The following is an 11,622-nucleotide window of genomic DNA, read 5'->3' on the forward strand; positions in this document are numbered from 1 at the left end:
AGCAATGAATCAAGGAATTTTTCATGGACATGTGCTGGCAAACCACACGTTTTGATCTGGATTTGTCCCGTCCATGGGTGATGGGCATTGTGAATGCGACGCCAGATTCTTTTTCTGATGGTGGCCGTTACAAGGACACGCGGGCTGCACTGGAACATGCCGAGCAATTGCTGAAAGACGGCGCCGCCATTCTGGACGTGGGCGGTGAGTCCACACGTCCCGGTGCCGACGTGGTACCGGCCGAGGAAGAGTTGGCACGTTTGACGCCTGTTTTGAAAGAGCTGGTTCGTTGGCAGGTGCCAATTTCTGTAGACACCTACAAGCCAGAGGTGATGCAAGCCGTGCTGGATTTGGGCGTGGACATCGTCAACGACATCTGGGCATTGCGTCAACCCGGCGCCGAGGCTGTTGTGGCCGCGCATCCCCGCTGTGGCGTGTGCTTGATGCACATGCACCGCGAACCCCAAAGCATGCAATTGCACACGATGGAAGGGGATGTTCTTGAAGTGGTCACAAAGTTCCTTGCGCAGCGACTCCAGAGCCTTCAGGCATTGGGCGTGCATGCGCAGCGGGTGGTTCTGGATCCTGGCATCGGTTTTGGCAAAACGGTGGCGCAAAATTTCCGTTTGCTTGCGCGGCAGACTGATCTGCAGCGCCTGGGGCGGCCGGTTTTGGCGGGGTGGTCGCGCAAGTCCTCCTTGGGTGCGGTACTCGCGCAAGAGGGCCAGCCGCCAGAACCTTCACAACGGCAAACAGCCAGCGTTGCAGCCGCTTTGCTGGCGGTAGAGCGGGGTGCTGCTGTGGTGCGTGTTCACGACGTGAAAGACACTGTGGATGCACTCAAAGTCTGGCGTGCCATGCAAGAAAATGCTTGATGGTGTGCAGTGGCGAACATTGACGTTTTGAGTATGCTTGTCGGACATAAAATCTGCGATTGATTACAAATTTCAGGACTGTTGACATGGCTCGGCAATATTTCGGCACAGATGGCATTCGCGGCACGGTAGGGCAAAAGCCCATCACCCCAGACTTCATTTTGCGTCTGGCGCATGCGGTGGGGCGGGTGCTCAAGGCTCAAGAAGCCCACCCGATCGTGTTGATTGGCAAGGACACACGCATTTCGGGCTACATGCTCGAGAGTGCGTTGGAGTCCGGCTTCAATTCTGCGGGTGTGGATGTGGTTTTGCTGGGCCCCGTTCCTACGCCTGCCGTCGCCTATTTGACCCGTGCCCAAAGGGCATCCTTGGGTGTGGTCATCAGCGCCAGCCACAACCCGTTTGCTGACAACGGCATCAAGTTTTTCAGCGCCCAGGGCACCAAGTTGTCCGACGCTTGGGAAGAGGCTGTTGAAGCCGCGTTGTTGGATGAGCCGGTGTGGGTGGATTCGGCCGCATTGGGCAAAACACGTCGTTTGGACGACGCGGCTGGCCGATACATCGAGTTTTGCAAGAGCACTTTCTCCAACGATCTGACCCTCAAGGGTTTGAAGATCGTGGTCGATGCCGCACACGGCGCCGCCTACCAAATCGCCCCCAAGGTGTTTCACGAACTGGGCGCTGAGGTCATTTCAATGGGATGTTCTCCAGACGGTCTGAACATCAACAAGGGCGTGGGAGCCACCCATCCTGAAGCCTTGGTTCAACTGGTCAAGGACCATCAGGCCGATTACGGTGTGGCCTTGGACGGTGATGCCGATCGATTGCAACTGGTGGATGCCTCGGGCCGCTTGTTCAATGGTGATGAGTTGTTGTATTTGATGGTGGCCGATCGCTTGGCACGCGATGAAGCCGTGCCGGGGGCCGTGGGCACCTTGATGACCAATATGGCGGTCGAAGTGGCTCTCAAAAAGAAGGGCGTTCAGTTCGTGCGGGCCAAGGTGGGTGATCGCTACGTGCTCGAGGTCTTGCATGACAAAGGCTGGTTGCTCGGCGGTGAAGGTTCGGGCCATTTGCTCGCCCTGGACAAGCACACCACGGGCGATGGCTTGGTCAGCGCCTTGCAGGTCTTGCAGGCCTGTGTGGGCAGTGGGCAGACCATGGCGCAGCTGCTGCACGGTATTGATCTGTTTCCGCAAACCTTGATCAATGTGCGCCTGCAGCCGGGTTTTGACTGGCAAGGCCATCGGCCTTTATGGGATGCCACCAAGTCAGCGGAAACCGAGTTGGGTGACGCCGGGCGGGTCTTGATCCGTGCCAGTGGTACAGAGCCTTTGGTGCGCGTGATGGTGGAAGCGCGTGATCCTGTTCAGGCGCGTCAGTGTGCGGAGCGCATCGCGGCCACACTGGCCCAGTGATTGGCCCAGCCAGTCATGCCCACTTGTGGCATCGGTGGCTTAATAAATGAGCCGTTCGGGGCGGATTTCCTGCAAGATGGTGGTGGCGATTTCCTCGATCGACTTGGTCGTGGTGGACAGCCAGCGAATGCCCGAGCGGCGCATCATGGCCTCGGCTTCGGAGACTTCCATGCGGCAGTTTTCAAGGCTCGCATAGCGTGAGTTGGGGCGGCGTTCTGAGCGAATTTCGGCCAGGCGTTCTGGTTGAATGCTCAGGCCAAAAATCTTTTTGCGGTGCGGCACCAGGGCTGGTGGCAGTTGCCGGCGCTCAAAGTCTTCGGGAATCAAGGGGTAGTTGGCCGCCTTCAGGCCATGCTGCATGGCCAGATAAAGGCTGGTGGGGGTTTTTCCGCTGCGGCTGACACCGACCAGGATCACTTCAGCCGACTCCAAATCCCGGTTCGATTGCCCGTCGTCATGGGCCAGCGAGAAGTTGATCGCTTCGATCCGGTCGTGGTATTCCTTGCTTTTGCTCACATCTGAAAACCGTCCAACACGGTGGTGGGATTTGATGCCCAGTTCGTTTTCCAAAGGGTTCACAAAAGTGCCAAACATATCCAAGAGCATGCCTTGGCAATGTTCTTGGAGTACTTTGAGCACATCCATGTTGACCAAGGTCGTGAACACAATGGGTTTATTGCCTTCGGTTTCTGCCGTGTGGTTGATCTGGCGTACCGCCTGATGCGCTTTGTCGATGGTATCGGTGAAGGGCAGACGAACATGCCTAGTTTTCATGTCGAACTGGGCCAGGATGGCATTTCCAAAAGTTTCAGCAGTGATGCCGGTGCCATCGGAGACAAAAAAAACGGTGCGTTTGGACATGTTGATCAGAAAATATTTCAAAGGGCAGGGGCGGACAAGCCCCTAAAATGAAGCGATTATCCATGGCCCTCAGGTTTGCGGTTCCATCCAAAGAACAACATGACCCTGCCTGACACATGGAGCCCAGTTTTTAACTTTGGAGCTTCTCATGTCTGTTTTGTTTGATGCGGCCGCTTTGGTCGTCCCGTTTGAAAAGTTACGCATGACCGATGTGGAGTCGGTTGGGGGCAAAAATGCCAGTCTGGGGGAGATGATTTCCCAGCTGCCTTCAGGTGTCCGCGTGCCCACCGGTTTTGCAACCACCGCCCATGCTTTCCGTGAATTCCTGAAGTTCGATGGCCTGACCGACCGCATCAATGCGCGTCTGGATGCGCTGGACACCGAAGATGTCCGCGCCTTGGCCGCAGTCGGTGCCGAGATCCGTGCCATGGTGGAGGCGCAGCCCTTCCCCGCTGACCTGGAAAAAGCCATCCGCGAAGAATTCATTCGTTTGCAAAGCGGCAATGCGGAAGCTTCTTTCGCCGTGCGCTCTTCTGCCACTGCCGAAGACTTGCCCGATGCTTCTTTTGCAGGACAACAAGAAACGTTCCTCAATGTGGTGGGCATCGAAGATGTGCTGCACAAGATGAAAGAGGTGTTTGCCTCCTTGTACAACGACCGAGCCATCAGCTACCGCGTGCACAAAGGTTTTGCCCATGCCGATGTGGCCTTGTCGGCGGGTGTGCAGCGCATGGTGCGTTCCGATTTGGGCGCCGCCGGTGTGATTTTCACCATTGACACCGAGTCCGGTTTTGAAGATGTGGTCTTCATCACGTCCAGCTATGGCTTGGGTGAAACCGTGGTGCAAGGGGCAGTGAACCCTGACGAGTTTTATGTGCACAAGCCCATGCTGGCTGCCGGCAACCGCGCCGTCATTCGCCGCAATCTGGGCTCCAAATTGATCGAGATGGTTTTTGCCAGTCCCGAAGAAAAAGCCGCTTCGGGCAAGTTGGTCAAAACCGTTGATGTGCCTGCTGAATTGCGCAACCGTTACAGCCTGACCGATGCCGAAATCGAGCAATTGGCCAAATATGCGCTTGTCATTGAGCAGCACTATGGCCGTCCGATGGACATCGAATGGGGCAAGGACGGAACGGATGGCCAGCTGTACATCTTGCAGGCACGTCCCGAGACCGTGAAGAGCCAAGCCAAGGGCACGCCAGAACTGCGTTACAAGCTCAAGGGCAAGAGCGCTGTGCTGGCCGAAGGCCGTGCCATTGGTCAGAAGATCGGTACGGGCCCCGTGCGCTTGGTGCACAACATCAGCGAGATGGACAAGGTTCAGCCCGGTGATGTGCTGGTGACCGACATGACCGACCCTAACTGGGAACCCGTGATGAAGCGCGCCAGCGCCATCGTCACCAACCGAGGCGGGCGCACCTGCCACGCCGCCATCATCGCGCGCGAGTTGGGCATTCCCGCTGTGGTGGGTTGCGGCAACGCCACTGAGCAATTGACCGAAGGCACCTTGGTCACCGTCAGTTGTGCTGAGGGCGATACCGGTCACATTTACGATGGCCTGCTGGAAACCGAAATCAGCGAGATCCAGCGCGGCGTGCTGCCCGAGATCAAGACCAAGATCATGATGAACGTGGGCAACCCCCAGCTGGCATTTGATTTTGCCCAGTTGCCCAACGCGGGCGTGGGCCTGGCCCGCCTGGAGTTCATCATCAACAACAACATCGGCGTGCACCCCAAGGCGATCCTGGACTATCCCGCCATCGATGCGGACTTGAAAAAGGCCGTGGAGTCTGTGGCCCGTGGTCATGCTTCGCCGCGTGCTTTCTATGTCGACAAAGTGGCCGAGGGTGTGGCCAGCATTGCTGCGGCTTTCTGGCCCAAGCCGGTGATCGTGCGCTTGTCGGATTTCAAGAGCAACGAGTACCGCAAGCTGATCGGCGGCAGCCGTTACGAGCCCGAAGAAGAAAACCCGATGTTGGGTTTCCGGGGCGCTGCGCGTTACATCAGCGAAGATTTTGGCGAGGCCTTTGCCATGGAGTGCGAAGCCCTCAAGCGGGTGCGCGGTGAAATGGGTTTGACCAATGTGCAGGTCATGGTGCCTTTTGTGCGTACTTTGGGTCAGGCAGAGAAGGTCACCAAGCTGTTGGCCAGCCAGGGTTTGCGCCGTGGCGAGAATGGTCTGAAGGTCATCATGATGTGCGAGGTGCCCAGCAACGCCATTCTGGCCGAGCGCTTCCTTGAATTCTTTGATGGTTTCTCGATCGGCTCCAACGATTTGACCCAGCTCACGCTGGGCTTGGATCGGGACTCCGGCATGGAGTTGCTGGCGGCGGACTTCGATGAGCGTGATCCTGCCGTGACGGCTTTGATCGAGCAGGCCATCAAGGCGTGTCTGGCGCAGGGCAAATACATTGGCATTTGCGGCCAAGGCCCCAGCGACCATCCTGACTTTGCGCACTGGTTGATGGACCGTGGCATCAGTTCGATTTCGCTGAACTCTGATACGGTCATCGAGACTTGGACGTCATTGGGTTCTTAAACTCTTCTCAGGGCATGCGATGAGCAAGTTGGCGCAAGCAGATATCACCTCAGCTTACCGTTGGCGAATTCATCGCAATGTCCTCATTTACATCGTCATCTTGCTCAGTTTGATGGGGGCGATGGCTTGGGCTGAGCAATGGGGCCTGTCACGCAACCTGATCGGCCCCATTTTTTTGTTCAGCACGGTAATGATTTACGCCCTGATCGGCATATCGGGGCGCACCTCCGATCAGGATGAATACTATGTGGCCGGGCGACGCATACCGGCCATGTACAACGGCATGGCCACCGCCGCTGATTGGATGAGCGCCGCCTCTTTCATCAGCTTGGCCGGTGCGCTTTACTTGCAAGGGTTTTCGGGCAGTGGTCAGCAGCCCGGTGGTTTGGCCTATGTGATGGGCTGGACGGGAGGCTTTTGCCTGGTGGCCTTTTTGATCGCGCCGCAATTGCGTGCCATGCAGCTGTATACATTGCCTGACTATTTTGACCGCCGTTTTGGTGGGCGCTGGCCCCGCGTCATTGCGGCTCTGGCCTCGGTGCTTTGTTCGTTTACCTATGTGGTTGCGCAAATTTATGGCATTGGCCTGATTGCATCGCGCTTGACGGGTGTTCAGTTCGAGATCGGCATTTTGCTTGGCCTGGGTGGCGTGTTGCTGTGTTCATTTTTGGGTGGCATGCGTGCCATCACTTGGACTCAGGTGGCGCAATACATCATGCTCCTTTTGGCCTTTTTGATCCCCGTGTCCTGGCTGTCTTACCAACAATTGGGTTCACCTGTGGCGCCGCTGGCCTATGGAGCGCAGCTTTCTCGCATTGAAGCCATTGAGAAAAGGCTGATCCATGATCCGGCTGAAATCGAAGTTCGTGAGGAGTATGCACGCCGAGCCCGCGTGTTTGAGGCCCGATTGGTCGACGTAGACCGTGCCATGGTCGACCTTCGCCAATCACTGGAAGATGAGATCCGTGAATTGAAATCACAGGGGGCCGACTTTGCGTCGATCGCCAAAGCGCGCCGTGAATTGTTGGCGGTGCCCAAAGATCCCGCTGCAGCCAAAGAGCAGTGGACCAAGGCCATGCTGGACAACCAGGAGCGGTCATTGCCGCTCGGGGGCATGCCGCCGCATGCCCAGGCTTTTCAGGGGCATCCAGACGGCAATCCCCAGCAGGTCAAGCAATTCAACGAGTCCAGGTTGAATTTCATGGCCTTGATTTTCTGCTTGATGGTGGGGACAGCGGGTTTGCCGCATTTGCTGACCCGCTTTTACACCTTGCCATCGGTGGCTGAAACCCGTTCTTCGGTGGCGTGGTCTTTGTTTTTCATTGGTTTGCTGTACCTGAGCGTGCCGGCATTGGCCGTGCTGGTGAAGTTCGAAGTGCTGAACAACTTGGTGGGCAGCAGCTTTGAGGATTTGCCCAGCTGGATAGCGCAATGGGCTCGCGTGGATTCAGGCTTGCTGGAAATCTCGGACGTTAATGGCGATCGGGTTTTGCAATTGGGTGAGCTCAAGCTCGGTGCGGACATGATCATGCTGGCGACCCCAGAATTGGGCGGGATGCCGTTTGTTGTTTCGGGTTTGGTGGCGGCCGGTGGCTTGGCCGCAGCCTTGTCCACGGCAGATGGTCTGTTGCTGACCATCAGCAATGCATTGGTGCACGACATTGGGCCGGGCAGGGCGCGCAAGCCCAAATCGGCGGAAGGGCGTGTGATCCTGTCCAAATTCGCCTTGCTGGCGGTGGCCATGCTGGCAGCGGTGGTGGCCGCTTTCAAGCCAGCCCAAATTCTTGCGTTGGTTTCTGCCTCGTTTTCTTTGGCCGCAGCAGCGTTCTTTCCAGGCATGGTGCTGGGCATGGTCTGGCAACGGGTACACCGCAAAGCCGTTGTGGCTGGCATGTTGTCGGGTTTGGCCGTGACCGTTTACTACCTCGTTTCGAACGCCCAAGGCTTGCGACATGCGCTCGGCTTGGACCCTCTTGGAGGTTTGTGGTTCGGCATTCAGCCTTTGTCTGCGGGGGTTTTTGGTGTTCCCGTCGGATTTGCGGCCATGATTTTGGCCACCTGGCTCTTGTCTCCTCCAACGGAGTCCCATGTCCCATCAGCGCAGGATGCTCCCCCTTCGCTTGGACGCTATCCGGGACTGTGAATTTGACGCTATAATCTGAGGCTTCGCCTTGCTGCACCCCGACAGACGCTGGGGGCAGCTTTTCCAACCTTTTGGGTTAACCGCAAGGAGTCTCAATGCGTCATTACGAAATCATTTTGCTGATCCATCCCGATCAGTCCGAACAAGTTCCAGCCATGCTGGAGCGTTATAAGGGCATGATCACTGCCGGCGGTGGCAATATCCACCGTGTTGAAGACTGGGGTCGCCGTCAGTTGGCATACCAGATCAACAAGCTGGGCAAAGCCCACTACCTGTGCGTGAACATCGAAGCCGACCAGGCCGTGATGGCTGAACTGGAACACGCGTTCAAGTTCAACGATGCCGTTTTGCGTCACCTGACTGTGCAAAAGAAAAAGGCCGACACCGCTCCTTCGTCCATGATGAAGACTGTTGAGCGCGAAGAAGCCCGCAAGTCACAACAAGCCGAATTCGCCGCTTGATACTGACCTGTTGAGGAGTGAACCGTACCGAACTGACCGCCTGTATTGCCGAGCAAGCTGCTTTGCGATACACACCCGCAGGTTTGCCCGCTTTGGATTTGATTCTCGAGCATGCCTCTGATGTTGAAGAGGCAGGACAAATGCGAAAAGTCCAGTTAAAACTTCGCGCTTTGGCCATTGGGTCAATGGCCGAAAGACTGGTCAAGCAAGCGGTAGGCAGCGTCTGGACGTTCAAAGGCTTTTTGGCCACCCCTCGACAAGGCAAAAGTGTCGTGTTGCACATTCAAGAGTTTCAGCAAGATTAATTTCAGGAGGCCCCATGGCCACGTTCAAAAAATTCAACAAAGACAAGCGCCCCAAGCGCAACACCCAGTCACTGCTGTTCAAGCGCAAGCGTTTCTGCCGCTTCACCGTCACTGGCGTCGAAGAAATCGACTACAAAGATGTGGACACCTTGCGTGACTTCATCGCCGAAAACGGCAAGATCATTCCTGCACGCTTGACTGGCACCCGTGCCATTTTCCAGCGTCAGCTCAACACAGCCATCAAGCGCGCACGCTTTTTGGCCATGTTGCCCTACACCGACCAGCACAAAGTCTAAGGAGAACAACCATGCAAATCATTCTGCTCGAAAAGGTTGTGAACCTGGGTAATCTGGGTGAGATCGTCAAAGTCAAGGACGGTTACGCACGTAACTTCCTGATCCCCCAAGGCCGCGCACGCCGTGCCACCGAAGCCAACAAGGCCGAGTTCGAAGCGCGCCGTGCTGAGCTCGAAAAAGCTGCTGCCGCCAAGTTGGCCGAAGCCCAAGCCCAAGGCGAAAAGCTCGCTGGCCTGGTGGTCAAGTTGACTCAAAAAGCCGGTGTGGATGGCCGTTTGTTTGGTTCCGTGACCAACCACGACATCGCTGAGGAATTGAACAAACAAGGTTACGCCTTGGTCAAGTCCCAGATCCGCATGCCCCACGGCCCCATCAAGGTGGTGAGCGATTCCACCGTGTCCGTGGCTTTGCACACCGATGTGGTGGTGGATGTCACTGTGACGGTCTACGGCGAAACAGCCTGATCGTCCGGTTCATCCCGGCAAGAGCCGCCAGCGAAAGCTTGGCGGCTTTTTTATTGCACTGTGCGCTTTGGTATTCATGTGCAGGTTGTCCCGCATTGATCACCGGATTCCCCATGCTTATCCACAGACTTATCCCGTGACGGGCTGGCTGGGGCCGAGTACCATGATCTTTTAAGTTGTGTCCTGATGTCTGCTGTATTTTCAAACCACCTGAACGAATTCCCTGCCGATCTGTCAGCCGACAGCCAGGTGGCCAAATTGCGCGTGCCACCGCACTCGATCGAGGCCGAGTCGAGTGTCTTGGGCGGACTTTTGCTCGACAACGGGGCTTGGGACCGTGTCGGTGATTTGCTGGTCGACAACGACTTCTATCGGCACGAACACAAGCTGATTTACAGCGCCATTGGCGGCTTGATCAATGCTTCAAAGCCCGCCGATGTGATCACAGTCAGCGAGTATTTGCAAAACCAGGGCAAATCCGAAGAAATGGGGGGCTTGACCTACCTGAACTCTTTGGCGCAATACGTGCCCAGTGCCAGCAACATCCGCCGCTATGCCGAGATCGTTCGCGAACGATCGATCTTGCGCAAGCTGGTGACGGCCAGTGATGAAATTTCCACCAATGCCTTCAACCCGCAGGGCAAGGCCATTGACCGCATCCTGGACGAAGCCGAACAGAAGATTTTCAACATCGGCGAGGAAGGCTCGCGCATGAAGCAGGGTTTCCAGTCGATGGATACCCTGGTGGTGGAGTTGCTGGACCGTGTGCAGGAGATGGCCGACAACCCCAATGACATCACGGGTGTGCCCACAGGTTTTTATGACCTCGACCGCATGACTTCGGGCCTGCAGCCCGGTGACATGGTGGTGCTGGCGGCGCGTCCCTCCATGGGTAAAACCGCTTTTGCGATCAACATTGCCGAGCATGTGGCACTCAACGAAGGTCTGCCCGTGGCCGTGTTCTCCATGGAGATGGGCGCCTCCCAGTTGGCCGTTCGTGTGGTTGGCTCGATCGGTCGTGTCGACCAGGGGCATTTGCGAACCGGCAAATTGACCGACGAAGAATGGCCTCGTCTGACGGAAGCCATTGAGAAACTGCGCACGGTGTCCTTGCACATCGATGAAACGCCGGGCCTGACCCCTTCTGAGTTGCGCGCCAACGCCCGCCGCTTGGCGCGCCAGTGCGGCAAGTTGGGGCTCATCGTGGTGGACTATTTGCAGCTCATGAGTGGCTCGGGAAGCTCTGGCGGCGATAACCGCGCCACCGAACTGGGCGAAATTTCACGTGGCTTGAAGATGCTGGCCAAAGAACTGCAGTGTCCGGTCATTGCGCTGTCTCAGCTCAACCGAAGCGTGGAACAGCGCACCGACAAGCGTCCCATGATGAGTGACTTGCGGGAGTCGGGAGCGATCGAGCAGGATGCCGACATCATCATGTTCATCTACCGTGACGATTACTACAACAAGGATTCCAAGGATCCGGGCGTGGCTGAAATCATCATCGGCAAACAACGAAACGGTCCCACCGGGACCGTTCGTTTGGCATTCCTGAAGAATCTGACGCGCTTTGAAAGCCTCGCTTCAGGCGGCTTGGGCAGCGACGATTACTGATCGTCGCTGCAGGGGCCTCAGAGCGTTTCGCTGGCGAAGTCAGCCAAGCGAGAACGCTCACCGCGCGCCAGCGTGATGTGCCCGCCATGGGCCCAGCCTTTGAAGCGGTCCACGGCATAAGTCAGACCTGAAGAGCCTTCGGTCAGGTAGGGTGTGTCGATTTGGGCCAAATTGCCCATGCAGATGATCTTGGTGCCCGGGCCGGCACGCGTGATCAAGGTTTTCATCTGCTTGGGCGTCAGGTTTTGCGCCTCATCGATGATCACGTACTTGTTCATGAAGGTGCGACCGCGCATGAAGTTCATGCTTTTGATCTTGATTCGGCTCTTGATCAGTTCGTTCGTGGCTGCGCGCCCCCATTCGCCCGCATTTCCGCCATCGCCCTTGGCCAGAAACTCCAGGTTGTCGTCGAGTGCGCCCATCCAGGGGCCCATTTTTTCTTCTTCGGTGCCTGGCAAGAAGCCGATGTCTTCGCCCACGCTCACGGTGGCGCGGGTCATGATGATCTCGGTGTAGCGGCGATCGTCCAACACCTGTGTCAAACCTGCGGCCAAAGCCATCAAGGTTTTGCCGGTACCGGCTGTGCCCGCCAGCGTCACAAAGTCCACATCGGGATCGGTCAGCAGGTTCATGGCGAAGTTCTGCTCGC

General features: G+C 56.9%; 11 protein-coding genes. 9 read left to right on the plus strand and 2 right to left on the minus strand.

Annotated features, from left to right (window positions below; translation table 11 throughout):
- The first annotated feature begins 29 nt into the window (after positions 1 to 29).
- Both folP and glmM read left to right on the plus strand, forming a co-directional pair.
- The gene (folP, locus tag Q1W40_RS14550) at positions 30 to 875 is read left to right on the plus strand and encodes a dihydropteroate synthase (protein ID WP_300713317.1); all 846 of its coding nucleotides are present in this window, start codon (positions 30 to 32) and stop codon (positions 873 to 875) included.
- Between the two features lie 86 nt (positions 876 to 961).
- Entirely contained in the window at positions 962 to 2,293 is a 1,332-nt protein-coding gene (gene glmM / locus Q1W40_RS14555; RefSeq protein ID WP_300713283.1) for a phosphoglucosamine mutase, read from the plus strand.
- Positions 2,294 to 2,332: 39 nt separating this feature from the next.
- Here glmM and Q1W40_RS14560 read toward each other — a convergent pair whose 3' ends face one another.
- On the minus strand, positions 2,333 to 3,154 hold the full coding sequence (locus Q1W40_RS14560) for a pyruvate, water dikinase regulatory protein (protein WP_300713285.1): 822 nt from the start codon (positions 3,152 to 3,154) through the stop codon (positions 2,333 to 2,335).
- Between the two features lie 148 nt (positions 3,155 to 3,302).
- On the opposite strand from Q1W40_RS14560, the gene ppsA reads away from it, so the two are divergent.
- From ppsA to dnaB, 7 genes are all read left to right on the plus strand, one after another.
- The gene (ppsA, locus tag Q1W40_RS14565) at positions 3,303 to 5,693 is read left to right on the plus strand and encodes a phosphoenolpyruvate synthase (protein ID WP_300713287.1); all 2,391 of its coding nucleotides are present in this window, start codon (positions 3,303 to 3,305) and stop codon (positions 5,691 to 5,693) included.
- A gap of 19 nt (positions 5,694 to 5,712) precedes the next feature.
- Positions 5,713 to 7,836, plus strand: coding sequence for a VC_2705 family sodium/solute symporter (locus Q1W40_RS14570; protein ID WP_300713289.1), 2,124 nt, complete (start codon positions 5,713 to 5,715; stop codon positions 7,834 to 7,836).
- Positions 7,837 to 7,931: 95 nt separating this feature from the next.
- A complete protein-coding gene (gene rpsF, locus Q1W40_RS14575) occupies positions 7,932 to 8,297 on the plus strand; it encodes a 30S ribosomal protein S6 (RefSeq protein WP_108322559.1) in 366 nt (121 codons plus the stop codon).
- A 17-nt stretch (positions 8,298 to 8,314) separates the two neighbouring features.
- Positions 8,315 to 8,602 carry a primosomal replication protein N gene (priB, locus tag Q1W40_RS14580; RefSeq protein WP_300713292.1) on the plus strand — a complete coding sequence of 96 codons (288 nt, stop codon included), beginning with the start codon at positions 8,315 to 8,317 and terminating at the stop codon, positions 8,600 to 8,602.
- 14 nt (positions 8,603 to 8,616) lie between these two features.
- Complete coding sequence (rpsR, locus tag Q1W40_RS14585) at positions 8,617 to 8,898, plus strand: 30S ribosomal protein S18 (RefSeq protein WP_019427495.1); 282 nt, start codon at positions 8,617 to 8,619, stop codon at positions 8,896 to 8,898.
- Between the two features lie 11 nt (positions 8,899 to 8,909).
- Entirely contained in the window at positions 8,910 to 9,362 is a 453-nt protein-coding gene (gene rplI / locus Q1W40_RS14590; protein ID WP_108322561.1) for a 50S ribosomal protein L9, read from the plus strand.
- 186 nt (positions 9,363 to 9,548) lie between these two features.
- Positions 9,549 to 10,973: a replicative DNA helicase gene (gene dnaB / locus Q1W40_RS14595; RefSeq protein ID WP_108322562.1), complete on the plus strand. Its 1,425-nt coding sequence runs from the start codon at positions 9,549 to 9,551 to the stop codon at positions 10,971 to 10,973.
- A gap of 17 nt (positions 10,974 to 10,990) precedes the next feature.
- On the opposite strand, the gene Q1W40_RS14600 is transcribed toward dnaB, so the two are convergent.
- Positions 10,991 to 11,622 (minus strand): PhoH family protein (locus Q1W40_RS14600; protein WP_300713297.1); only part of this gene is annotated, 632 nt, incomplete at its 5' end.

The sequence above is a fragment of the Limnohabitans sp. genome, assembly GCF_030158565.1.
GTDB lineage: Bacteria > Pseudomonadota > Gammaproteobacteria > Burkholderiales > Burkholderiaceae_C > Limnohabitans_A.

Excerpts from the sequence above, each read along its gene's own strand:
- folP (WP_300713317.1), top strand. The coding sequence starts at position 30 with ATGTGCTGGCAAACCACACGTTTTGATCTGGATTTGTCCCGTCCATGG.
- glmM (WP_300713283.1), top strand. The coding sequence starts at position 962 with ATGGCTCGGCAATATTTCGGCACAGATGGCATTCGCGGCACGGTAGGG.
- Q1W40_RS14560 (WP_300713285.1), bottom strand. The coding sequence starts at position 3,154 with ATGTCCAAACGCACCGTTTTTTTTGTCTCCGATGGCACCGGCATCACT.
- ppsA (WP_300713287.1), top strand. The coding sequence starts at position 3,303 with ATGTCTGTTTTGTTTGATGCGGCCGCTTTGGTCGTCCCGTTTGAAAAG.
- Q1W40_RS14570 (WP_300713289.1), top strand. The coding sequence starts at position 5,713 with ATGAGCAAGTTGGCGCAAGCAGATATCACCTCAGCTTACCGTTGGCGA.
- rpsF (WP_108322559.1), top strand. The coding sequence starts at position 7,932 with ATGCGTCATTACGAAATCATTTTGCTGATCCATCCCGATCAGTCCGAA.
- rpsR (WP_019427495.1), top strand. The coding sequence starts at position 8,617 with ATGGCCACGTTCAAAAAATTCAACAAAGACAAGCGCCCCAAGCGCAAC.
- rplI (WP_108322561.1), top strand. The coding sequence starts at position 8,910 with ATGCAAATCATTCTGCTCGAAAAGGTTGTGAACCTGGGTAATCTGGGT.
- dnaB (WP_108322562.1), top strand. The coding sequence starts at position 9,549 with ATGTCTGCTGTATTTTCAAACCACCTGAACGAATTCCCTGCCGATCTG.